The sequence below is a fragment of the Comamonas sp. JC664 genome, assembly GCF_042647185.1.
Genome location: NZ_JBHRUZ010000015.1, coordinates 1 through 21,558, shown reverse-complemented (window position 1 = coordinate 21,558; position 21,558 = coordinate 1). Strand labels below are relative to the sequence as shown.

The window sequence follows — 21,558 nt, the reverse complement described above, 5'->3', positions numbered from 1 at the left end:
AAGCTCAAGCTTCGCTGCTGACGCAAGCTGTGGCCAACAATGGTGTGTCGAACCAGTTCGCTACCGATACCCTGATCCAAGCGAAGACCGACTGGGTTCTGTCGATGCCTACCCGTCGTTACAGCGTTGGCGCTAACTACGCTGAAGCTACCAACTCCGCAAGTACCGCGTGTTCAACACTGGTGTGGTCGCTGTTGACAACACCACCAACTTCTTCGATGCAGCTTCCACCTCGGTGGACGCTGTTGGCAACATCTGCGTGAACACCACCAGCAACGTGTCTACGACCGTGAAGAATCTTCCGTTCGTAACGGCGCTGTGATCTCCCCCGGCACTGCCAAGGTGATCCGTCTGTGCGGTGAAGTGAACGTGCTGGCATTCAAGGACACCGGTACCTCCGTGCTGGGCGCTTCGGTGGCTCGTCAGACCGCTGCTGTTGCGTACGAAAACGGCTGGGGCCAAGTGAACTACACCCGTGCTCTGCCAGTGGTGGGTTCCTCGTTCATCAAGCTGACCAACTCCGGTGGCGCAGCTAACGGCTTCAGCGGTACCTACGGTATCACCTGGCCACACCGTTCTCCAAGTAATTCACGCTTTGGCCGCAAGGCCTTAGTTTGAAGTACTGAGAGAATCAGCCAAAGGGCAGAGAGCAATCTCTGCCCTTTTTACATTTTTGGAATATTTGTCCCATCCAGAGCACAGCGAGATCCAGCTTGATTTGTTATGCTGCTTCTTTTGCCAGTAGGACTGTGAATGCGTAACCGTATGTTTTTTGCCCCTGTGGGCATCGTGTTGAGTGTGTTGGCCCTGGCGGCCTCGGCGGCCTCCAACGACAGCCCCGTGCTGGTATCGGGCGTGCCAGCGCTGAGGTAAAGGTGGTTGACATCCAGGCGGAAGCACAGCGCTTGCCAGCAGAGATGCGTGATTCATTTTTGGCCAACAAGGATGGCGTGCAGCAGATGGTGCATGCCCTCTTTGTCCGCCGTGCCATGGCAGCCCATGCGCGCTCTGTGGGTGTGGCAGATGACCCCCAGGTGCCGCCGCCGCGCGCATCGCTGCAGACAAGGTGATCTCGGATGCCTATCTGGCTAAATTCAATGCCCAACACGCGCCTGATCCGAAGTTGATCGAGGCGCAGATCAAGGCGCACTACGCTGCTAACAAGGACAGCATGGCGACGCCTGAAGAAGTGCATCTGGCACATATCCTGGTCAAGGGCAAGACGGATGCAGCCAAGCAAAAGGCAGAGAAGCTGCTGGCCGAAGCGAAGGCTGGCGCAGATTTTGCGCAGCTGCCAAGGACAACTCTGAAGACCCTGGCAGCGCTGCACGTGGCGGTGATCTGGGGTTCATCGCCCGTGGCCGGATGGTGCCCGAGTTTGAGAAGGCCGGCTTTGCGCTGAGCAAGCCCGGCGAGTTCGCTCCTGTGGTGGAGAGCCAGTTTGGCTACCATGTGATCAAGTTCATCGAGCGCAAGCCCGCGGTGCAGAAGACCTTTGAAGAAGCGCGCCCTGAACTGGAGAAGCAATTCACGCAAAAGGCCTTGCAGGCTGCGCGCGAGGCCGAAGTCGAGAAGGTCACCAGCAAGGCCAAGTTTGATGAAAAAGCCTTGGAAGCGTTCTTGGCGCAATATAAGGCAAAATAATCGCTAGTCACTGCGATGGGGCAAGGAGGAGGCTGAAATGGCCTTCTCCTTTTTTCATGGGCGCTTTGTCTTTCAATATCGAACTTTGATGCGCACCTTTCTGCACAGTATCCAAGAGGTCTGGAACGCCCGCGCGCTGATCGGCGTGATGACACGCCGCGAGGTAGCGGCACGCCATGCCGGCACCGCGCTGGGCGTCATCTGGCCCTATCTGCAGCCGCTGCTGTCCGTGGCGGCCTACTACCTGGTGTTCGACATCGTGTTCGCGATGCGGCTGGAGAGGGTGCATCCAGCCATGCGGTGGGCACCTTCCTGATGTGGGCGCGCTGCCCTGGATGGCGTTTTGCGATGCGGTCTCGCGGGGCATGGGCAGCTTGCTGGAGGCGGGCTCCATCCTGCAGAAGAATCCGCTGCCACCGGTGCTGTTCCCGGTGCGCTCGGTGCTGGCAAGCTCCTGGATCTTCGGGCCGCTGATGCTGCTGCTGGCGATGTGCTATATCCCCGTGCACCATCTGCAGTGGGGGGTGCTTGCCTTGCTGCCGCTGATGGCGATGCAGCTGCTGATGACCTTGCTGCTGTCCTATGCGCTGGCGATCTTTGCCGCCGCCCTGCGCGACACCGTGCAGCTGGTGGGTTTTACATTGTCGGTGGGTATCTACCTGACGCCCATCCTGTTTCCGATCACGATGTTTCCGCAGGGCTGGCGCTGGCTGCTGTGGCTCAATCCGATGGCGTCCTATGTGATGGGCTACCAGTCGGCACTGTTGCAAGGCCAGTGGCCGGAAATGCAGGTCTGGGTGGTGAGCGCGGTGTGGATTGCACTGCTTGCCGTGGTGGTGAATGTGCTGGTGCGGCGCAGCCGTGACCAGCTGGTGGACTGGCTATGACGGGCGTGCAGATGGCAAAGACGCAAGAGGCTCCTGCGGTGCTGGTGGTCAAGAATCTGGGCAAGGAATACAAGCTCTATGACTCACCGCGTCAGCGCGTCAAGCGCTGCTGACGGCCGGGCCATGCACCGCAGCCACTGGGCGCTGCGCGATGTCAGCTTCAGTCTGGGGCAACGGCCAGTGCATTGGCGTGGTGGGCGACAACGGCGCGGGCAAAAGCTCGCTGCTCAAACTCTTGGCCGGCACCATGCAGCCGTCTACAGGCTCGATTGAGCGCTCGGGCCGCATCACCGCCATTCTGGAGTTGGGCGCTGGCTTTCCATCCCGATTTCAGCGGCCGCGACAACCTGTATTTTGCCGGCAGCCTGATTGGCATCAGCCAGGAGGAGATGCGCAAGCTCGAACCCGAGATCATTGCATTCTCGGAGCTGCAGATGCGATCGACCGGCCCGTCAAAACCTATTCCTCCGCATGAACGTGCGCCTGGCCTTTGCGCTGGTCACTGCCGTGCAGCCGATGTGTTGATCGTTGACGAGGCGCTGGCCGTGGGTGACCAGAGCTTTCAGAAAAAATGCATCGAGCGCATTCTGGACTTTCGCCAAAAGGGCTGCACCATCCTCTTTTGCTCGCACAGCCCCTACCATATTCGCCATCTCTGTGATGCCGCACTGTGGCTGGAACAGGGCCAGGTGCAGATGTTTGGCGAGACCGAAGCGGTGCTGGCTGCCTACGATGTGCGCACCCGCCAAAAGCGGAGGAAAAGGACCAGTTGCAGTGGGGCGATGATGCGGCAGCTGCAGTGCCGGATGCGCTGACCGATATGGCCGCTGCAGCCATCGCCACAGAGCCCGTCGACCCGCTGGACACGCCATATGCGGTGCAGCCGCCAACGCAGCCCAAGTCCGAGGAGGCAGGCAACGCCTGCATTCTGTCGGTGGATATTGCGAACCTGGGCCCAGGCGACCCGCGGTGCTACAGGGCCAGGATCTGGTCGTCACGATCAAGGCGCGTGGCAATGGCGCTGAGCGCCCCAATATCGGCTTCATGATCGAGCAGAACAAGGGCGTAGGCATTGCCTGCCTGGCGACGCATGAGGAAGACGCTGTGCCCGTGCAGTTGGCCGATGGCAGCTGGCATCGGTGCTGAGCTTTCCGGATCTGCCCTTGCACAGCGGTGACTATGTGGTCAGCGCCTTTTTGTTCGATGGCTCGGGCCTGGCGGTCTACGACAATGGTTCCAATACACCGTCTTCCGCTTTATCTACCCCAAGCCGCTGCCTGGACTGGTACGATTGCCCCACCACTGGGGCTGAGGCTGTGTGCAACTGCGCGTGCGGCTTGAACCCCAGCCAACGAGAGCGCCGGCATCCGCGCTGGCGCGCTCATCGCCCCCAGATTTATGACCACGAATTCTCCCTCTGCAACGAGCCAGGGCCAGCAGCTGCTGGCCGATGCACAGCTGATGCTGGCACATGGCAATTTTGAAGCGGCCTCGGGCCTGCTGCTGCGCGCCCGTGCCGAAAAAGACACGATGCTGGCAGCGCATGCGCTGATCGAGCAGCACGGGCTGACCGGCTCATTCCGCAACATTTTCGGCCTGAACTGCACGATTTCCTCGGCCGATGATATTTTTGGCTTCTTTGCCGGCCACGCCAGCAGCAGCAACCCGCTGCGCGATTACCTGGCCGATGGTTGGCGCACCCTGGCCGAGCTGATGACGGTGATGGAGCGGGTCGGCCAGCCGCTGGTGCAGAGCCAGCATTTTCTGGAGTTTGCCAGCGGCCATGGCCGCTTTACCCGCCATCTGCCCATCTGCTGGGGCCGGACAAGGTGACGGTGTCGGATGTGGTGCCCGATGCGGTGGACTTCGCGCAGCGCACCTTTGGCGTGCAGGGCTTTGTCTCGGCCAGCGTCCCTGAGCAGTTGGTGGCGCCGCGCCAGTACGACACGGTCTTTGTGCTGTCGCTGTTCAGCCACCTGCCGCGCAGCACCTGGGGCCGCTGGCTGCAGGTGTTGTACAGCGTGGTGGCGCCGGAGGCATTTTGGTGTTCAGCACGCACGGTATCAAGGCGGCGCGGTTTGACAGCGTGCCGCTCGACGACGAGGGATTTTTCTTTGCGCCGTCGAGCGAGTCAAACGCGATCGACCCGAACGAGTACGGCACGGCCTTTACGACCGAAGCCTTTGTGCGCGCCCGCATTGCCGAGACCGTGGGCGCCGACAAGCTCGAGTATTTCTCTCCGTGCAGTTCTGGAACCACCAGGACGTGTACGTTCTGCGAAAGCCATCATGAACCGCGGAAGCCGTATGCGCCGCCTGGCGCAATTGCGTGAAAAGCGGTTGGGCCTGCCTGAGTACGACGACAGCCGGATCAGCGACGAATGGTTCCGCTCCCACTTCCACTACGCATCTGATGTGGTGGCACAGTGGCTCAGCCCGGTGATGGATCTGAGTGCGGCCCGCCTGCTGCAGTTTGGTTGCGGCGATGGCATCACCGATCTGGCGCTGGTGCTGCGCCATGGCGCGGGCGCCATCCATGGCATCGATGTACGCCAGGAATACGCCAAGCTGCCCCGCATTGCGAAGGAGCAACTGGGCATGCAACGCATTCCGGCGGCGCTGAGTTTTCAGACCATCACGCCCAGCGCGCGCTGGCGGCCAGGCGCCGCTCTACGACGGCATCATGAGCTGTCGACCTTTGAGCATGTGCAGCGCGACCAGCTGCTGCCCATCTTGAAAGACCTGCTGGCCTGCCTCAAGCCGGGCGGGCATTTCTTCTTGCAGATCGAGCCGCTGTTCTACTCGGCCTTTGGCTCGCACTTGCGCCGTTATGACGATGTGGCTTGGCACCACTTGCTGGTGGACGAAGATGCGCTCTGGAAGGTCATTGAAGCCTACGACGGCGAACTCAGCCCCGATGAGGTGGACTTTGGCTTTGCCGATTTTGGACCGGAGGGCTACAAGCGCTTTGTGTTCAAGGAATACCAGGAGCTCAACCGCCTGACCGCCGATGAGCTGGTGGCGCTGGCCAAGGAGGCGGCTTTACGGTGGCGCGTGAGGAGCGCCGCCACTATGACCGGGGCCCGTGCCTGAGGCATTGCTGGCGCAGTACCCGCGCGAGGTGTTGACCAACAACGAGATCTTTTTGCTGCTGCAGCGCCCCGTTTGATCGCTGGCCGGCAGCCCGCACAGGGCCCCGGCCAGTTTTCCGTCAGGCGCTGGGCTGGGTACCTGCCGCAGCCGCTGCCTGCGGCAGCGGCACCGAGACGCTGGCGCTGTAGCTCAGGCGCTGCATGCGCTGGCCCAGGCCGCTGCGGCTAAAGAGCCGGCGGTTGATCGAGGCCTCACAATGCAGGGGCGTGCGTACCAGCCAGCAGGTGTGGCGCACTTCAAATGCGGGTGGAAGTACGGGTCGCCCTGGTCCAGAAAATCGCGCCAGCGGCTGGCAAACAGGCTGAGTCTTCGGGGGGGGTCATAGCCTTCGGCCTTGCCACGCGTAATCGACTCATGGTGGACCAAGGTCGCCTGCGGGCAGTACAGCACGCGCCAGCCCAGCTGCAAGGTGCGCAGGCACAGGTCCACATCACCAAAGCCCACGGCCAGCTTTTCGTCATAGCCGTCGATGGCATCAAAGGTTTCCTTGCGCATCAACAGGCACACGCAGCGGTCACGGCCGAGACCTCATGCGTGCTCACCAGGCGGCCCATGAAGGCGATGTCAACGCGGTCGGGCGGCAGTTTAGGAACTTGCCATAGTGCTCGCGATGCCAAAGGCGCCCACGCAGACGCCGGCGTGCTGGATCGACGTGCGGTCGGGTAGAGCAGCTGCGCGCCCACCATGCCCACGCTCGGGTCCTGGCACTGTGACAGCATGTGCTCGAGCCAGCCGCTCTCCAGCGCCTCGATGTCGTTGTTGCAGAACAGGTAGTGGCTATACGGCCGGGTCAGCTGGCGCACCGCCCAGTTGTTGATCGCCGAGAAATTGAAGGGCCCTGGTAGCGCAGCACGGTGGCGGTGCCTTCTTGCTCCAGTTGCGCAAAGTAGTCGAGGCTCGCCTGCTCGGTCGATGCATGGTCGATCACGATCAGGTCATAGGCGGCATGCTGCACGGTGGCGCGGATGCTGTCCACACACTGGCGCACGAGGCTGCCGTAGTTCTTGGTCGGGATGATGATGGCCACGCGCTGGCCATCGGCGATCTGGTGCTGCGTCTCAAAGAAATTGAACGACACCCCGGGGGCCGAGCGCGCCGCCACGCCGCTGCGGTCCAGGTGGCGCTGCAGTACGGCGGTCGAGTGCTCATCACCTGGGCCATCTTGTCGTGGCCGGCCGAGCCGGTGTGGGTGCGCCATTGGTAGAGGATCTCCGGCAAGTGCACGATGCGCTGGCCGCTTCGCTGACCCTCAGGATCAGGTCGTAGTCCTGCGAGATGCCCAAGGTCTCGTCAAAAGCCACCCAGGCTGCGCAGCAGCGCCGTGCGAAAGCCCGCCATGTGCACGATATAGGGGTGGCTGCGCAGTATTCGGGTGAGAAGGCTGGGCGGTGGAAGTACTGCAGCACCTCTTTGCCATCGGGCTGACCAGCACTTCGTCCGAGTACAGCATGTCCGGGTCATCGGCCATGACGCTTTGCGCGACGCGGTAGATCGCCTGCGGCTGGAGCAGGTCGTCATGGTCGAGCAGCACCACAAACGGGGACGTGGCCAAGGCCAGCGCCCGGTTGCTGGCGTGTGATACGCCATGGTTGCTCTCGCCCAGGTGCAGCTTGATGCGCGGCTCTTGCGCGGCCAGCTCCTGCAGCATCTGGCGCACATGGGGCTTGGGCGATGCATCGTCGGCAATGCACAGCTCCCAGTGCGGTAGATCTGGGCGCGTACCGAGTCGACCATCGCGGTGAGCATGGCCGGGTCGGTGTTGTAGGTGGGCACCAGGATGGAGATGCTGACGGGCTGCTTTAACGCGGCAATCTCGGCGCGCAGCACGGGCAGCACTTCGCTAGAGAGGCGCTGCTGGTAGTCCTGCCAGGCATCGGTAGGGGCGACGGGCACCGTCGGTGCATCGGGATGGCCCAGCGACAGCAGCTGGTGCTTGAGCATCTGGCTGCCGCCCGTGCGCCAGGCGCGCCAGAGCCTGCGGCTGTTGCTGCCCAACTGGCGTGGATCGGCGGCCAGCAGGTAGAGGCTGCGGCTGAGCTGGCGCAGCTTGTGGGGCAGCTTGCGCAAGGTAGAGAGAGTGGATGACAAGGAATGGCTCTTTGTTTTTGTAGCGGTGGCTGCTTGATTTGCAAGCACTATTGGCCTATTTTATTTAATTAAGGGCCGGGCGCAGACCCGTCAGGTAATCGTGCCCGTAGCTCCAGGGCTGCAGGTACTGGGCTTTCAGATCGACCGCGGCAGCGGGGCAGGCAGCGGTGGCTGGCCGTCGACGTACTGGCGCTGGCGAATGTCCTGCAGCAGCGCCAGCCATTCGTCGGCCGAGGTGCTCCAGGGACGCAGCCAGGTCCAGGGGCGGCCTGCCAGTCGCTCGGGGAAGGCGCCGATATCGGGCGCGATCACGGCACACCGGCTTGCAGGCAAGCGCTCAAGGTGTAGCTATAGGTCTCGGGCCACAGCGCCGGGAACCAGACCACATCGGGCTGCAGGCGCGCCATCAGTGCGGGCAGGTCGCATCGTCATAGGGGCCGTGCACGGTCAGGCTGGCATGGGGCTGGGTGCGCATGCGGCGGTGCGGGTAGCCCAGCAGGTGCAGCTCGACCGGCGCCTGACTTTGGGCGGCGGCCAGCGCCACGGCTTCCATCACATCGCCCCCCTTGGCCAGGCTCACGCCGCCGAGGATAAAGACGCGCAGATGGGCATGGGGCGCCAGCGGCTGGCCCTTGGCACAGGCAGCAAGGCTGCATCGGGGATGTCATGGTGGGTGACATAGCGCACTGGCGCATCGGGGAAGTACTCGTGCATGCGCAGTGCCGCATCCTTGCTGGGTGCGAGCACATAGCGCGCCTGGTTCAGGAACAGGCGGTGGCGCATGCGCCAGGCATCGATGTACTCGCCGGTGGGCGCGGGTTCGGCGCCAGAGCATTGCGGGCACTGCGGCACCCCCAGCGCCGCATAGCGCGGGTTGTGGGTGGGCTCCATCAGGTTGATCTGCGGGCAGATCGCGTAGTAGTCGTGGGCGGTGAAGTCATAGCGCACGCCCAGCAGCTCGGCAGGCGCATCACTTCCAGGTTCAGCCCCATCAGGTGGTGGAAGTGGATATGGCTCACGCCCAGCTCGCGCAGCTGCGCCACCAGTGCGTCAGACTGCGTGGGCCAGTGGAACTCCTCGTCATAGCCTTCGGCCGCATCGAGCCACTGCAGGCGGATGTAGTTGTCTTCCAGCGGGGTCAGGGCCAGCGATACCGCGCGGTCGCGCAGGCTGTGGGCCAGCTCCTTGACATGGCGCAGGGTGCCGCCGCCGGCGTTGTGCAGCACCATCAGCACGCGCGGCAGCGGGTGCTGGCGCAGGCGTGCCTTGTCGATGGCATTGCGCGCGGCCTGGGCCGGGTTGGCCTTCAGATGCGCTTGCACCAGGCTGTCGTAAGCAGGGTGCAGTTGCAGCAGGGTCTGGTAGGCGGCCTGCTCGCGCGGCGTCTTGCTGTCGCCAAAGCTGACGCCGCCGGTGTGCAGCACCACGCTGTCCAGCGCCAGCAGATGGCGCCAGCCCAGGTCATGGGCGCGCATGCAGAAGTCGTTCTCTTCGCCGTAGCCCTTGCCGAAATGCGCCACATCAAACAGGCCGGTCTGCGCAAGGCAGTCGCGGCGGATGTACATGCAAAAGCCCACGCCGGTGGGCACCTCGACCGTCTGCCCGGCATTGGCGCTGGCGGCCAGGTGGTTCAGGCGCAGCAGATCGGCGTCGGCCGGCAGCGCATTCTTTTCGCAAAAGCGCGGGTAGCTGCAGATCGTCGCGTTGTTGGACAGCGGCGTGACGCTGCCCACATCGTGGCGCTGTAGGCCGCCGGTGCAGGCGGTCCAGCCATTCGTGCGACACCTCCGTGTCGCTGTTGAGCAGCAGCACATCATGGCTGGGGTTGAGCGCCATGCCTCGGTTGACGGTGGCGACAAACCCCAGGTTGCTGTCGTTTTCCAGCAGTCGCACGCGGCTGTCCTGCTGGGCCAGCTCGCGCAGCCAGGCGGTCAATTCCGGCTCGGGGCTGGCGTCATTGATCACCACCAGCTGGCTATTGGTTTGCGTGGCCGCTTGCAGCACCGACTGCAGGCAGCGTTGCGTATCGACCAGGCCCGGTAGACCGGACGATGATGTCGACCATGGGAGCGGGCTGGGCTGCTGCGAGCGGGCGCACAGGCTCGGGCCGGGATTCAGCGGGCGCAGCTTCATCGACAACAACGGCGAGCACTGCATCATCTTCCAGCTCTGCGATCACCTCCTGTGCATCGACTGCTTGCACTGCATCCTGCACAGGCTCGGGCACATGCACAACGGCCGGGGCGGGCGCAGGCCGGCCGCGCAGCCGCGCCTTGGCGCTGGCCAGTTTCTGGCCCACACGGTAGGTCCGAGGCTTCGATATTGCCCAGGTGGGTTTGCAGGTTGCCGATATGGGTCTGCTGGCCCTGGATATGTTCTTGCTGCTGGGCAATCGCGGCTTCCAGTTTTCTTTCTGCTGCTGCATATGGCCTGCAGCAGGCGCAGCTGGGTGTGGGCATCGGCCTGGGCCTGTTGGGCGCGCAGCACCTCGGTATCAGCGTGGCGGATGCGGCCTGCAGCTCCTGGGCGCTATCGGCCAGCGCAGCGTAGTCGGCCGACATCGGCCAGCCCAGGCTGACTTCGAGCACCGCACCTTCGGTCTGCAGGCAGTCCTGCAGCAGCGCCGGGGCAATCGGCAGGTGCAGGTGCGGTCATCGCCCGTCAGCAACAGCAGCGTGCTTCCCGGCGCGGTGGCGGGGGCCGGCTGCCAGCTGATCTGGCTGTGCGGCACCTGGGCCAGCGCTTCTGGCCGGTCCGCTTCCAGCGCCAGCGCAGCGCACCACTGGCGTCATAGAGGCGCATCGCATGCAGGTGCAAAAAGCCGGGGCGGTCGGCCGGGTCCCAGCGCAATGTGGGCTGGGCGCCTTCAAAGCGCGGCAGCGCAAAGCGAATGCTCTGCTGCAGGGCGCCAATCTGGCCCTTGGCAATCAGCTTGTGCGACTCGCTGAACTGGCCGGCATCGGCCCAGTACAGGTTGGTGGTGAAGCTGGCATGCGCCGTGTTGGACTCGCTCTCGATCGCCAGCAGCGCATGGGCCTGGGCTGCAGCGGCATCGCTGCTGGGCCGGACACTGCAGATGAACTGGTAGGCCAGCGCATCGGCTGGGCCAGCAGGTAGCGCATCACGGCGGGCGGCAGGCTGTCGGCGGTGGTCCGCGCAAATTCGGATTCGTCGAGCGGGCGGTCGATGGTCTCGAGCGACTGCACGCTCCACTGGCCCGCTTGCATCAGCCGCAGCAGCGACTGGCGGGTGAAAAAGCGCAGGTGGGTGGCGTCAAGCAGGCCTTCTTCGCGGTAGCGCAGCTCACCTTGCATCAGCTCCATCACCAGGCCGCAGTAGCCGGCGTTGGGGATCGAGACCAGGACTTCGCCGTTTTCTGCCAGCAGATCGCGGCAGTCTGCCAGCAGTTGCTCGGGCTGGCGCAGGTGTTCCAGGACATCGGCGCAGACGATATAGTCATACTGGCGCAGCGCAAAAGCTTCAGCCAGGTTGATCTGTTCCAGATCGGCCACAGCCAGATCGCGATAATACGGCCTGGCGAGCGCGGCCTCCTCAGCGCTGAACGTCACACCATCGAGGATGCAGGCCTTGTGTTCGTGCAGGTACTGGCCCAGCACGCCGGGGCCGCAGCCCAGATCGAGCACACGGGTGCCCGGCTGTATCTTGTTCGCCAGCACGGACAGCGAACTGCGCTGCTGGAGATCGATGTGGCGGGTGTAGACGTGGTGTTCGCGGGTCATGGATATGGGAATGGGTAGGAATTTTGCCGAGATAGGCCTGCAGATGCAGGTGAAAGATGAATGACTGACAAGCAAAATCGTGTGGCAATTCTATTGTCTACATTCAACGGCGAGCCGTTTCTGCCTGCGCAGCTCGATTCCCTGCTGGCGCAAAGCCATGCGGGTTGCGATATCTGGGTGCGCGATGATGGCTCCAGTGACCAGAGCCTGGCCATTGTCCGGCGCTATGCCAGCATCCATCCAAACATCCACATCCAGGCCGGCGAAAACCTGGTTTTGTAGCTAGTTTTTACGAATTATTGCAAAACGTGGGCGCTGGCTATGATTTCTATTTATTCTGCGACCAGGATGACGTCTGGCTGCCCGGCAAGGTGAGCGCGCGCTGGCGCTGCTGGAAGGCAAGCAGGGCGCGGCGCTCTACTGCTCGCGAACCCAGTATGTGGACCGCGATCTGCAGCCCATCGGCCCTTCGCCCGATTACGACCGCCGCTGCATTGGCTGGGCAATGCGCTGGTGCAGAATATTGCGACCGGTTGCACGATGGCGCTCAACCGCGCGGCGCGCGAGCGCCTGCTGGCGCAGCGCCCCTTTTGCCTGCGCATGACTGGTGGGCCTACCTGGTGGTATCGGCCTTTGGCCAGGTGGTGTTCGACAGCGAGAGCCACATCCTCTACCGCCAGCATGGCAGCAACACCATCGGCATGCAAAAGCAGGGCCTGGCCGGCCAATGGGCACGCGTGCAGCGCTTTTGGCGCCGGCTGCGCCAGGCGGGCCCCGGCTGGATCGACCAGCTGAGCGAGTTCGACCGGCTCCATGGCCCCAGCCTGGCCGATACCCAGCGCCGCCAGCTGCGCATGCTGATCCGCTCCCGCAGCAGCTGGACGACGGCGTTGCGCGCCTCGACCCAGCGCTATTACTGGCGCATGAGCAAGGTCGACACCTTGATATTGCGTGTGCTGCTGGCGCTGCGCCTGTACTGAGGTGCCGTTACAACTGGCGCGCTGGGCTGATTTCAGCACTGGCCGCTGATGGATAATGCCCGCTGATGTCCGCCAGCCCCACCTCCCCGCTCCTCCCATCGCCTTGTCCGTGGTCAGCCATGGCCATGGGCGATGGTGCAGCAGCTGCTCGATGCCTTGGCGCTGCACGGCGCGGGCGGCACCGGTGTCCGCCGCGTGGTGCTGACCCTGAACCTGCCCGAGCCCGCACCCTTGGCGCCCGCCGGCGGCTGGCCCTTTGTGCTGGAGCTGCGCCACAACAGCGTGCCGCAAGGCTTTTCAGCCAACCACAATGCGGCCTTGGCCGGCGCGACCGAGCCCTTGGTCTGCGTGCTGAACCCGGATGTGGATCTGACGGGCGGCAACCCCTTCCCCGCGCTGGTGCGCGCGCTGCAGCGCCAGGGTGTGGGCCTGGCCTACCCGATGCAGGTGGATGAAAACGGCCAGCTGCAGGACAGCGAGCGCGAGCTGCCCACCCCCTGTCCTTGCTGCGCCGCTATGCGGTCAAACGCCGCGAGACCCGGGCCGAATGGGTCAATGGCGCCATGTGGCTGCTGCCTACGCCCGTCTGGCAGGGCATTGGCGGGCTCAATACCGCGTACTTCATGTAACTGCGAGGATGTGGAGCTGTGCCTGCGCCTGCGCCTGGCGGGCTGGACCCTGGCGCGCGCCGCCTGCGTGGTGGGCCATGCTGGCCAACGCGCCAGCCACCGCCGGGCGCGCCATGCTTGTGGCATATTCGCAGCTTGCTGCGGCTGTGGACCTCGGCAGTTTTCTGGCGCGCCCGGGCCTTGCTCCGGCGTACCCCCACGGCAGCACTCACGATGATTGAATAATGATTTCCTGGCAGTGGTCGCTTTTCTCTGTACGCTCATTGGCGCGGGTTTCATCGTGCGCGCATGCGCGCCATGCCAAACGCTATGGCAAGGATTTGCCCCAGCGCTTCCATATGGGCAACATCCCCCGGCTGGGCGGTTTGGCGATGTTTGTCAGCCTGGTGCTGACGGTGGGCGTCGCCCGCCTGCAGAACTGGTGGGGCTACTACGGCAATGCGCTGCACTGGAACCAGTGGGTGCTGTATTTCTTCATGGCGATGCTGCCCGCCGTCGCCGGTGGTATTGCCGAAGACATGACCCAGCGCATGACGGTGCGCTACCGCCTGGTCCTCACTTTGCTGACCGGCTTGCTGGCCGTCTACCTGCTGGCATGACGTGCCGCGCATGGGCTTGGTCTGGCTCGATACGGTGCTGAGCGCCGCGCCCTGGCTGGGCATGGCGCTGGCCGTATTGGCCATTGCGGGCCTGCCCCATGCCTTCAACATCATCGATGGCTACAACGGCCTGGCCGGCATGGTGGCGGTCATCATCTGCGCGGCGCTCACCCATGTGGCGCTGCAGCTGGGTGACCGCGAGCTGGCAGCGATCCTGGTGATCACGGCCGCCGCCACCCTGGGCTTCATGTTCTGGAACTACCCATGGGCCAGCTGTTTGCCGGCGATGGCGGCGCCTATGTCTGGGGCATCGTGATCGCCTTTTGCAGCATCACCTTGGTGCAGCGCCACCCCATCGTATCGCCTGGTTCCCGATGCTGCTGCTCATCTATCCGGTCTGGGAGACCATGTTTTCCATCTACCGCAAGCTCGCGCGCGGCGACTCGCCGGGCATGGCGATGCGCTGCACCTGCACCAGCTGATCTACGCCGCATCGTGCGCAGCGTGCTCGATGAGAATGCGGCGCGCCGCATGCTGCGCCGCAATAACCGGACCGCGCCGTATTTGTGGGCGTTCACTTTGCTCACCGTGGTGCCGGCGGTCCTGTTCTGGCGCAACACCTATATCCTGATCGGTTTTTGTGCGCTGTTCTGTGTCTCCTATGTCGCTGCCTATCTGGTGATCGTGCGCTTCAAGCTACCGGCTGGATTCGCTGATCAGCAGCAGGCGGCACTTTGGGGCACAATGCGCGTTTTGCATCTTCTCCGCTGCTGTAAAGGCCTGCAACCATGACGACTCCTTCTCTCTCCATTGCCCCGCGCGACAAGGCTGAAATTCTGGCGCAGGCACTGCCCTACATCCGCAAGTTCCATGCAAGACCATGGTCATCAAGTACGGCGGCAACGCCATGACCGACCCCGAGCTGCAGGCCGACTTTGCCGAAGACGTGGTGCTGCTCAAGCTGGTGGGCATCAACCCTGTGGTGGTGCATGGCGGTGGCCCGCAGATCGAGAACGCCTTGAAGCGCCTGGCAAGGAAGGCAAGTTCGTGCAGGGCATGCGCGTGACCGACTCCGAAACCATGGAAGTGGTGGAGTGGGTGCTGGCCGGCGAAGTGCAGCAAGACATCGTGGGCCTGATCAACCAGGCCGGCGGCAAGGCCGTGGGCCTGACTGGCGTGATGGCGGCCTGATCCGCGCCCAAAAGCTCAAGTTGAAGGACAACAAGGATCCATCGTCGAGCACGATGTCGGCCAGGTCGGCGACATCCTGTCCATCGACCCGAGCGTGGTCAAGGCGCTGCAGGACGACGCCTTCATCCCCGTGTGAGCCGATTGGCTTCGGTGAGAACAACGAGAGCTACAACATCAATGCCGATGTGGTGGCCAGCAAGTTGGCCACCGTGCTGCAGGCCGAAAAGCTGATGCTGCTCACCAACATCCCTGGTGTGCTCGACAAGCAAGGCCAGCTGCTGACCGAATTGACCTCGCGCCAGATCGATGAACTGATCGAGGACGGCACCATCTCGGGTGGTATGCTGCCTAAATTGGCTGGCGCCATCGATGCCGCAAGAGCGGTGTCAATGCCGTGCATATTGTCGATGGCCGCGTGCCACACGCGATGCTGCTCGAAATTTTGACCGACACAGCCTACGGAACAATGATTCGTAGTTATTGATACATTTGATTGCGTAATTGATTTGTGCATCTAGCAATGCACATGATTTTTATCATTTTTCTGCAGTTCTTTTGCAGTAAGATGTTACAGAGGCCCAAGGTTGCGCTGGCAACCTGTGAGGCGAGTGCCTTACTTTTATCAATAAAAAATACCTGGCGGTGTTGGGAGACTGCGTCGGGTGCAGCCTCATATTCAACGCATGTCTGATCAAGAATCTTCTTTCGCCGCGACCTCGTCGATGCGCCGCTAGAAGCCGCTAACCCGGCACCTACCCGTAAACGTCCAAAACCCGGAGAGCGTCGAATCCAGATTCTGCAGACGCTGGCGGCCATGCTGGAGCAGCCAGGCGCAGACCGCATCACCACGGCGGCACTGCCGCGCAAATGTCGATCAGCGAGGCGGCCCTCTACCGCCACTTTGCCAGCAAAGGCCCAGATGTACGAAGCCTGATCGAGTTCATCGAGCAGTCCGTCTTACAGCCTGGCCGTGCAGATCACCGGCCGCGATGTGCCGACCCCGCCAAGACCGTGGAGCAGGGCATTGCCCAGGCCCACCGGGTCGTGGCCATGGTGCTGCAGTTTGGCGAGCGCAACCCCGGCATGGTGCGCGTGATGCTGGGCGATGCGCTGCAGTCCGAAAACCCCCGTCTGCAGCAGGCATGCAGCAGTTCTTCGAGCGCATCGAGACCACCTTGCGCCAGTGCCTGCGCGTGGTGCCCGGCGGCGATGCATCGGCTACGCCCACCGTGGATGCCAATGTGCGCTCCAGCGTGCTGATGTCCTTCCTGATCGGCCGCCTGCAGCGCTTTGCGCGTTCGGATTTCCGCCGCCTGCCCACCGAGCAGCTGGACGCCTGCCTGTCCTTGATGGCGCACTGACGCCAGCCAACCCCATCGCAAAGCTGCTGAGCCTGACAAGGCCAGCAGCTTTTTTCATGGGGGGCACGGCCGTTGCCGTGGTTTACCCTTGCTTTGCACACCAACGGTTGGCAGCACACTGGGTTTGTGCAAGAATCAAAAAAGAACGACCGTGCTATTTTTGATTTATGACCAAACCCCTTGCTTCCACCCCAGGCCCTGCCGAGATCGCCAAGCTGGCCAAAGGCGCCCAAACGCGTGCTGCGATTGTGGATGCCGCCCTGTCCCTGGCCGCGCAAGAGGGGCTCGATGGCCTGTCGCTGGGCATGGTGGCGCTGGCCATGGGCATGAGCAAGTCAGGGGTGTTTGCCCACTTTGGCTCACGTGAGGAGCTCCAGTGCTCGGTGGTGCGCGAATACCATGAGCGCTTTGAGCGCGAGATCTTTGTACCGGCGCTGCAGGTGCCCCGTGGGCTGGCCCGCTTGCTGCATATGGCCACCGGCTGGATGGGTAGCACCGCCCAGCCCAATGATGCCAGCCGCCTCTACGGCAGCCTCTACATCAGCGGCGCGGTGGAGTTTGATGACCGGCCCGGCGATGTGCGCGATGCGCTGTCCGAGTCGGTGCGCATCTGGATGGATGCGATGCGCCGCGCGATTGTGCAGTCCCAGACCGAAGGCCAGCTGCGCAGCGATGTCGCTCCCGACCAGGTGCTGTTCGAGCTGCACGGCATCATTTTGTCGCTGCACTATGAAACCCGCTTTCTCCATGGCCCGCAGGCGCTGCGCCATGCTGCCACCGCCTGCGCGGCATCTTGCTGCGCCATGCGGTGAACCCGAGCGCGAGGCCGCCTTGATCGATGCCGCGCTGGCCCCTTGCCTGGCAGCGCTGCCCGATGCGGCCGCGCCCGCCTCCGTTTCTGTTTTGACCTCGTAATTTTTCCAAAGGACTTTCCATGCCTCAGTACACCCCACCGCTGCGCGACATGCAGTTCCTCATGCAAGAAGTGTGGACCTGCCGGCCCGCTTTGCCCAATTGCGGCCTATGCCGAGGTGGACACCGGCACCATGGATGCGATTTTGGAAGAGGCCGGCAAGTTTGCGGTCGAGGTCGTGCAGCCACTCAACCTGCCTGGTGATGCCGAGGCTGCACGCGCAACCCGGCCGATTCGAGCGTGACCACGCCCAAGGGCTTCAAGGAGGCCTATGCCAAGTATGTGGAAGGCGGCTGGGCGGCCCTGTCGTGCGACAGCGCCTATGGCGGCCAGGGCCTGCCCTTTGTGCTGAACCAGTGCCTGTATGAGATGCTCAACAGCGCCAACCAGGCCTGGGCCATGTACCCGGCCTGTCGCACGGCGCCTATGAGGCACTCCATGTGTATGGCTCGGACGAGCAGAAAAAGCTTTACCTGCCCAAGCTCACCAGCGGTGAATGGACCGGCACCATGTGCCTGACCGAGCCCCATTGCGGCACCGACTTGGGGCTGCTGCGCACAAGGCAGAGCCCCAAGCCGATGGCAGCTACAAGATCACCGGCAACAAGATTTTCATCAGCGCCGGTGAGCACGACATGACCGACAACATCGTGCACTGGTGCTGGCCCGCCTGCCCGATGCGCCCAAGGGCAGCAAGGGCATCAGCCTGTTCCTGGTGCCCAAGTTCCTGGTCAATGCCGATGGCTCGCTGGGTGCGCGCAACCCCATCAGCTGCTCGGGCCTGGAGCACAAGATGGGCATCCATGGCAATGCCACCGCCCAGATCGCCATCGATGGCGCCGTGGGCAGCCTGGTTGGCCAGGCCAACAAGGGCCTGCAGGCCATGTTTGTGATGATGAATGCCGCACGCCTGGGCGTTGCAACCAGTCGCTGGGCCTGATGGCCGTGGCTTATGAAAATGCACTGGCCTACGCCAAGGACCGCGTGCAGATGCGCAGCCTGTCGGGCACCAAGGCCAAGGACCTGCCGGCCGACCCGATCATCGTGCACGCCGATGTGCGCCGCATGCTGCTGACCGCCAAGGCCTACAGCGAAGGCGGCCGCGCGATGATGGTCGCCACCTCGGCCCTGGTCGACGAAGAGTTGAACCACCCCGACGAAGCCGTGCGCAAGGCCCATGCCGCGCAGGTGGCCCTGCTCACCCCCATCCTCAAGGCCTTTTTGACCGACAAGGGTTTTGAGGTGACCGTGCTGTGCCAGCAGGTGTTTGGCGGCCATGGCTACATCCATGAGACCGGCATGGAGCAATTTGTGCGCGATGCGCGCCATCAACATGATCTACGAAGGCACCAATGGCATCCAGGCGCTGGATCTGTTGGGGCGCAAGGTGCTGGGGGACCAGGGCGCGGCGCTCAAGGCGCTGGGCAAGCTGGTGCAGGGTCTGGTCGAGGAAGAGGGCGTCAACGAGCGCATGGCCGACTTCATCAACCCGCTGGCGCAGCTGGCGGCCAGATGACCGGCATCACCACCGAGCTGGGCCTCAAGGCGCTGCAAAACCCTGACGAAGTGGGCGCTGCGGCGACCGACTACCTGTGTGTGATGGGCCACCTGGTGATGGGCTACTGGTGGGCGCGCATGGCCCAGACGCGCTGCGCGCACTGGCCGAAGGCGATGTGACGGGCAAGACCTTCTACGAAGCCAAGCTGCAGACGGCACGCCTTTACTTTGCGCGCCTGTTCTCCGAGGCGGGCTGCGCGTGCGCACCATGCGCACCGGCAGCAAGCTCTTGATGAACACCGACGCGGCGCTGGCTTGACAGCTGCAGTGCTGCCGAAAAACACCGAAGGAGACCCTGATGCAAACCTTGCTGAAACCTGTGCTGATGGTGGCTGGCAGCTTGGCGGTGGCACTGCCAGCGCTCGCGGCGGACATGTCGCCGGTGGGCCTGTGGCGCACCTTTGACGAGAAAAGCGGTGAACCCAAGTCCGAGGTGCGCATCAGCGACAGCGGCGGGGTGCTCAGCGGCAAGGTGGAAAAGCTGCTGCGCAAGGGTGCCGATCTGCAGGCCGTCTGTGACCGCTGCAGCGATGACCGCAAGGGGCAGCCGCTCGTCGGCCTGGAGATCATCCGCGGTGCCAAGCAGGCGCCGGGCAAGGCGGTCTGGGAAGACGGCAAGATCCTCGACCCGGAAAACGGCAGCAGCTACAGCCTCAAGCTCACACCTGCGGACAACGGCAACAAGCTCGATGTGCGCGGATCGATTGGCCCCTTTGGCCGCACGCAGACCTGACGCGCGTCGAATAGGTTTTGAATACAACGGCTTGTCAGCGAATCCCTATCAGGGCTGACAGCCATGAAATGTGGAGTAACCATGTCCCGATTTGTGGTGAAAAAAGTGGCGGTGCTCGGCGCCGGCGTGATGGGCGCGCAGATTGCGGCCACCTCGTCAATGTGCGCGTGCCGGTGGTGCTGTTTGACCTTCCTGCCAAGGAAGGCCCCAAAAGCGCGATTGCCCAGAAGGCCATTGCCAACCTGAAAAAGCTCAAGCCCTCGCCGCTGGGCGTGGCGGCTGAAGCGGATCTGATCACGCCCGCCAACTACGAAGAACACCTGGCGCAGCTCAAGGACTGCGACCTGGTGATCGAGGCGATTGCCGAGCGCATGGACTGGAAGCGTGATCTGTACCACCAGATTGCGCCGTTTGTCGCACCCCATGCGATCCTGGCTTCCAACACCTCGGGCTGTCGATCACTGCGTTGTCGGAAGCATTGCCAGAGCAGCTGCGCCACCGCTTCTGCGGCATCCACTTCTTCAACCCCCCGCGCTATATGCAGCTGGTGGAGCTGATCCCCACGGCAGCGACCGAGCCCCAGGTGCTGGACCAGCTCGAGAGCTTTGCTACCAGCCAGCTGGGCAAGGGCGTCATCCGCGCCAAGGACAACGCCCAACTTTGTTGCCAACCGCGTCGGCGTGGCGGGCATGCTGTCGACCATTGCCGAGGCCGAGCGCTTTGGTTCTCAGCTACGACGTGGTCGATGACCTGACTGGCAAGAAGCTGGGGCGTGCGAGCTCGGGCACCTTCCGCACCGCCGATGTGGTGGGCCTGGACACCTGGCCCATGTCCATAGCGACGATGCAGACCCAGCTGACGGCGCAGAGCGACTCGTTCTACGCCAGCTACACACCACGCCGGCGGTATTGACCCAGCTGATCGCCAACGGCGCGCTGGGCCAAAAGACCAAGGCGGGTTTTTACCGCAAGACCAAGATGGGCATCGAGCGCTTTGACTCCGCGCACCAGGCCTATGTGCCCTCGGGCGAAAAGGGCAACGACGTCTATACCCGCATGCTGAAAAAGCCGGCGGGCGAGCGCCTGCAGCTGCTGCGGGGCAGCGAGGGCGCGCAAGGCCAGTTCCTCTGGGCCATCTTGCGCAACAGCTTCCACTACGCCGCCGTGCACCTGAAAGACATTGCCGACAATGCCGCGATGTGGATCTGGCCATGCGCTGGGGCTTTGGCATGCAGCAAGGCCCGTTCGAGCTGTGGCAGGAAGCCGGCTGGCTGCAGGTGGCCAAGATGGTGCAGGAGGACATTGACGCTGGCAAGGCACTCAGCACCGAGCCGCTGCCGCAATGGGTGTTTGAAGGCCCGTGGCGGACGCCGGCGGTGTGCACACGGCGCAGGGCTCCTGGAGCGCTGCCGAGAACCGCTTTGTGCCGCGCCGCGATCTGCCGGTCTATGCGCGCCAGCTCTTTCCGAGCGCGTGCTGGGCGAGACGAGCGCGCCCGCGCAGGACTGGCGCACGGCAGGCCGCACCCTGGCCGAGAGCAAGGCCTCACGCAGTTGGACCCTCGATGACCAGGTGCTGGTCTTCAGCATCAAGACCAAGATGCATGCCATCAGCCCCGATGTGATGGAAGACCTGCAGGCCGCGCTGACGCTGGCCGAAAAGGATTTTGATGCGATGGTCGTCTGGTCGGGCGATGCACCGTTCAGCGTGGGCGCCGATCTGCAGGCGATGATGCCGGCCTTTGCACTGCAAGGCCCGATGGCCATCGATCAGATCGAGCAGGTGATGCAGCAGCTCTTCCTGTCGGTGCGCTATGCGCAGATCCCGGTGGTTGGCGCTGTGCATGGCATGGCGCTGGGCGGCGGCTGCGAGCTGCTGCTGCACTGCGCACGCCGCGTGGCGCATATGGAAAGCTATATCGGCCTGGTGGAGATGGGCGTGGCCTGGTGCCCGGCGCCGGCGGCCTCACCAATGTCGCCTACCAGCCGCGCGCCTGCGCAGTATTCCACCGGCACGGATCTGCTGCCCTTCCTGGCCAATGGCTTTAACCGCAGCCGCCAAGGCCACAGTCGGCACCAGCGCGCTG

General features: G+C 63.4%; 24 protein-coding genes and 8 pseudogenes. 19 read left to right on the top strand and 13 right to left on the bottom strand.

From position 1 onward, the window contains the following. The first annotated feature begins 169 nt into the window (after window positions 1-169). From ACFODQ_RS02560 to ACFODQ_RS02525, 8 genes and pseudogenes are all read left to right on the top strand, one after another. Window positions 170-322, top strand: coding sequence for a hypothetical protein (locus ACFODQ_RS02560; RefSeq protein WP_377014880.1), 153 nt, complete (start codon window positions 170-172; stop codon window positions 320-322). Next, a complete protein-coding gene (locus ACFODQ_RS02555; protein ID WP_377014878.1) occupies window positions 319-618 on the top strand; it encodes a hypothetical protein in 300 nt (99 codons plus the stop codon). The genes ACFODQ_RS02560 and ACFODQ_RS02555 overlap by 4 nt, the downstream gene beginning before the upstream one ends. Before the next feature lie 314 nt (window positions 619-932). Further along, entirely contained in the window at window positions 933-1,070 is a 138-nt protein-coding gene (locus tag ACFODQ_RS02550; protein WP_377014876.1) for a hypothetical protein, read from the top strand. Window positions 1,071-1,171: 101 nt separating this feature from the next. Beyond that, window positions 1,172-1,644: pseudogene (locus tag ACFODQ_RS02545) on the top strand (peptidylprolyl isomerase). 88 nt (window positions 1,645-1,732) lie between these two features. Continuing rightward, window positions 1,733-2,531, top strand: a pseudogene (locus tag ACFODQ_RS02540) (ABC transporter permease). A gap of 11 nt (window positions 2,532-2,542) precedes the next feature. Next, window positions 2,543-3,843, top strand: a pseudogene (locus tag ACFODQ_RS02535) (ABC transporter ATP-binding protein). A gap of 86 nt (window positions 3,844-3,929) precedes the next feature. Then, entirely contained in the window at window positions 3,930-4,364 is a 435-nt protein-coding gene (locus ACFODQ_RS02530) for a hypothetical protein (protein WP_377014874.1), read from the top strand. Next, window positions 4,361-5,623, top strand: coding sequence for a hypothetical protein (locus ACFODQ_RS02525; RefSeq protein ID WP_377014872.1), 1,263 nt, complete (start codon window positions 4,361-4,363; stop codon window positions 5,621-5,623). Before ACFODQ_RS02530 ends, ACFODQ_RS02525 begins: the two co-directional genes overlap by 4 nt. A 189-nt stretch (window positions 5,624-5,812) precedes the next feature. Here ACFODQ_RS02525 and ACFODQ_RS02520 read toward each other — a convergent pair whose 3' ends face one another. The 13 genes from ACFODQ_RS02520 to ACFODQ_RS02460 form a co-directional block, all read right to left on the bottom strand. Then, on the bottom strand, window positions 5,813-6,190 hold the full coding sequence (locus ACFODQ_RS02520) for a glycosyltransferase family 2 protein (protein ID WP_377014870.1): 378 nt from the start codon (window positions 6,188-6,190) through the stop codon (window positions 5,813-5,815). Then, complete coding sequence (locus ACFODQ_RS02515) at window positions 6,178-6,486, bottom strand: hypothetical protein (RefSeq protein ID WP_377014868.1); 309 nt, start codon at window positions 6,484-6,486, stop codon at window positions 6,178-6,180. Before ACFODQ_RS02515 ends, ACFODQ_RS02520 begins: the two co-directional genes overlap by 13 nt. Continuing rightward, the gene (locus tag ACFODQ_RS02510; RefSeq protein ID WP_377014866.1) at window positions 6,474-6,785 is read right to left on the bottom strand and encodes a glycosyltransferase family 2 protein; all 312 of its coding nucleotides are present in this window, start codon (window positions 6,783-6,785) and stop codon (window positions 6,474-6,476) included. The genes ACFODQ_RS02515 and ACFODQ_RS02510 overlap by 13 nt, the downstream gene beginning before the upstream one ends. A 46-nt stretch (window positions 6,786-6,831) precedes the next feature. Continuing rightward, window positions 6,832-6,984: a hypothetical protein gene (locus ACFODQ_RS02505; RefSeq protein WP_377014864.1), complete on the bottom strand. Its 153-nt coding sequence runs from the start codon at window positions 6,982-6,984 to the stop codon at window positions 6,832-6,834. Continuing rightward, entirely contained in the window at window positions 6,939-7,331 is a 393-nt protein-coding gene (locus ACFODQ_RS02500; RefSeq protein ID WP_377014884.1) for a glycosyltransferase, read from the bottom strand. Before ACFODQ_RS02500 ends, ACFODQ_RS02505 begins: the two co-directional genes overlap by 46 nt. Window positions 7,332-7,906: 575 nt before the next feature. Continuing rightward, complete coding sequence (locus ACFODQ_RS02495; RefSeq protein ID WP_377014862.1) at window positions 7,907-8,083, bottom strand: hypothetical protein; 177 nt, start codon at window positions 8,081-8,083, stop codon at window positions 7,907-7,909. A gap of 94 nt (window positions 8,084-8,177) precedes the next feature. Then, window positions 8,178-8,351, bottom strand: a complete 174-nt coding sequence (locus ACFODQ_RS02490) for a hypothetical protein (RefSeq protein WP_377014860.1) — start codon at window positions 8,349-8,351, stop codon at window positions 8,178-8,180. After that, window positions 8,348-8,719 (bottom strand): hypothetical protein, encoded by a 372-nt coding sequence (locus tag ACFODQ_RS02485; protein ID WP_377014858.1) that lies wholly within the window; start codon window positions 8,717-8,719, stop codon window positions 8,348-8,350. The genes ACFODQ_RS02490 and ACFODQ_RS02485 overlap by 4 nt, the downstream gene beginning before the upstream one ends. Next, window positions 8,662-9,360 (bottom strand): glycosyltransferase, encoded by a 699-nt coding sequence (locus ACFODQ_RS02480; RefSeq protein ID WP_377014856.1) that lies wholly within the window; start codon window positions 9,358-9,360, stop codon window positions 8,662-8,664. The genes ACFODQ_RS02485 and ACFODQ_RS02480 overlap by 58 nt, the downstream gene beginning before the upstream one ends. Then, window positions 9,293-9,736: a glycosyltransferase family 2 protein gene (locus tag ACFODQ_RS02475; protein WP_377014882.1), complete on the bottom strand. Its 444-nt coding sequence runs from the start codon at window positions 9,734-9,736 to the stop codon at window positions 9,293-9,295. The genes ACFODQ_RS02480 and ACFODQ_RS02475 overlap by 68 nt, the downstream gene beginning before the upstream one ends. Window positions 9,737-9,746: 10 nt before the next feature. Further along, window positions 9,747-10,196, bottom strand: a complete 450-nt coding sequence (locus ACFODQ_RS02470; protein WP_377014854.1) for a hypothetical protein — start codon at window positions 10,194-10,196, stop codon at window positions 9,747-9,749. A 69-nt stretch (window positions 10,197-10,265) separates the two neighbouring features. Continuing rightward, the gene (locus tag ACFODQ_RS02465) at window positions 10,266-10,502 is read right to left on the bottom strand and encodes a hypothetical protein (protein WP_377014852.1); all 237 of its coding nucleotides are present in this window, start codon (window positions 10,500-10,502) and stop codon (window positions 10,266-10,268) included. Between the two features lie 196 nt (window positions 10,503-10,698). Continuing rightward, complete coding sequence (locus ACFODQ_RS02460; RefSeq protein ID WP_377014850.1) at window positions 10,699-11,511, bottom strand: class I SAM-dependent methyltransferase; 813 nt, start codon at window positions 11,509-11,511, stop codon at window positions 10,699-10,701. Window positions 11,512-11,571: 60 nt separating this feature from the next. On the opposite strand from ACFODQ_RS02460, the gene ACFODQ_RS02455 reads away from it, so the two are divergent. The 11 genes and pseudogenes from ACFODQ_RS02455 to ACFODQ_RS02405 all read left to right on the top strand — a co-directional run. Further along, on the top strand, window positions 11,572-11,793 hold the full coding sequence (locus ACFODQ_RS02455) for a glycosyltransferase (RefSeq protein WP_377014848.1): 222 nt from the start codon (window positions 11,572-11,574) through the stop codon (window positions 11,791-11,793). Between the two features lie 308 nt (window positions 11,794-12,101). Further along, complete coding sequence (locus ACFODQ_RS02450; RefSeq protein WP_377014846.1) at window positions 12,102-12,491, top strand: hypothetical protein; 390 nt, start codon at window positions 12,102-12,104, stop codon at window positions 12,489-12,491. A 132-nt stretch (window positions 12,492-12,623) separates the two neighbouring features. Then, window positions 12,624-13,337 carry a glycosyl transferase gene (locus tag ACFODQ_RS02445; protein WP_377014844.1) on the top strand — a complete coding sequence of 238 codons (714 nt, stop codon included), beginning with the start codon at window positions 12,624-12,626 and terminating at the stop codon, window positions 13,335-13,337. Window positions 13,338-13,352: 15 nt separating this feature from the next. Then, window positions 13,353-14,421 (top strand): annotated as a pseudogene (locus ACFODQ_RS02440) (glycosyltransferase family 4 protein); the annotation flags it as partial. 86 nt (window positions 14,422-14,507) lie between these two features. Further along, a pseudogene (argB, locus tag ACFODQ_RS02435) lies at window positions 14,508-15,394 on the top strand (acetylglutamate kinase). 213 nt (window positions 15,395-15,607) lie between these two features. Beyond that, a pseudogene (gene slmA / locus ACFODQ_RS02430) lies at window positions 15,608-16,271 on the top strand (nucleoid occlusion factor SlmA). Window positions 16,272-16,438: 167 nt separating this feature from the next. Continuing rightward, a complete protein-coding gene (locus ACFODQ_RS02425) occupies window positions 16,439-17,083 on the top strand; it encodes a TetR/AcrR family transcriptional regulator (RefSeq protein WP_377014842.1) in 645 nt (214 codons plus the stop codon). Further along, window positions 17,040-17,186 carry a hypothetical protein gene (locus ACFODQ_RS02420; RefSeq protein ID WP_377014840.1) on the top strand — a complete coding sequence of 49 codons (147 nt, stop codon included), beginning with the start codon at window positions 17,040-17,042 and terminating at the stop codon, window positions 17,184-17,186. Before ACFODQ_RS02425 ends, ACFODQ_RS02420 begins: the two co-directional genes overlap by 44 nt. 19 nt (window positions 17,187-17,205) lie before the next feature. Continuing rightward, window positions 17,206-18,999, top strand: a pseudogene (locus tag ACFODQ_RS02415) (acyl-CoA dehydrogenase C-terminal domain-containing protein). Window positions 19,000-19,038: 39 nt separating this feature from the next. Further along, window positions 19,039-19,473, top strand: a complete 435-nt coding sequence (locus ACFODQ_RS02410) for a DUF2147 domain-containing protein (protein ID WP_377014838.1) — start codon at window positions 19,039-19,041, stop codon at window positions 19,471-19,473. Between the two features lie 81 nt (window positions 19,474-19,554). Continuing rightward, a pseudogene (locus ACFODQ_RS02405) lies at window positions 19,555-21,558 on the top strand (3-hydroxyacyl-CoA dehydrogenase/enoyl-CoA hydratase family protein); the annotation flags it as partial.

Bases quoted from the DNA above. Each gene is read 5' to 3' on its own strand.
- ACFODQ_RS02500 (WP_377014884.1), bottom strand. From the start codon at position 7,331: ATGCTGCAGGAGCTGGCCGCGCAAGAGCCGCGCATCAAGCTGCACCTG.
- ACFODQ_RS02530 (WP_377014874.1), top strand. From the start codon at position 3,930: ATGACCACGAATTCTCCCTCTGCAACGAGCCAGGGCCAGCAGCTGCTG.
- ACFODQ_RS02420 (WP_377014840.1), top strand. From the start codon at position 17,040: ATGCTGCCACCGCCTGCGCGGCATCTTGCTGCGCCATGCGGTGAACCC.
- ACFODQ_RS02410 (WP_377014838.1), top strand. From the start codon at position 19,039: ATGCAAACCTTGCTGAAACCTGTGCTGATGGTGGCTGGCAGCTTGGCG.
- ACFODQ_RS02470 (WP_377014854.1), bottom strand. From the start codon at position 10,196: ATGCAGCAGCAGAAAGAAAACTGGAAGCCGCGATTGCCCAGCAGCAAG.
- ACFODQ_RS02445 (WP_377014844.1), top strand. From the start codon at position 12,624: ATGGTGCAGCAGCTGCTCGATGCCTTGGCGCTGCACGGCGCGGGCGGC.
- ACFODQ_RS02455 (WP_377014848.1), top strand. From the start codon at position 11,572: ATGACTGACAAGCAAAATCGTGTGGCAATTCTATTGTCTACATTCAAC.
- ACFODQ_RS02425 (WP_377014842.1), top strand. From the start codon at position 16,439: ATGACCAAACCCCTTGCTTCCACCCCAGGCCCTGCCGAGATCGCCAAG.
- ACFODQ_RS02460 (WP_377014850.1), bottom strand. From the start codon at position 11,511: ATGACCCGCGAACACCACGTCTACACCCGCCACATCGATCTCCAGCAG.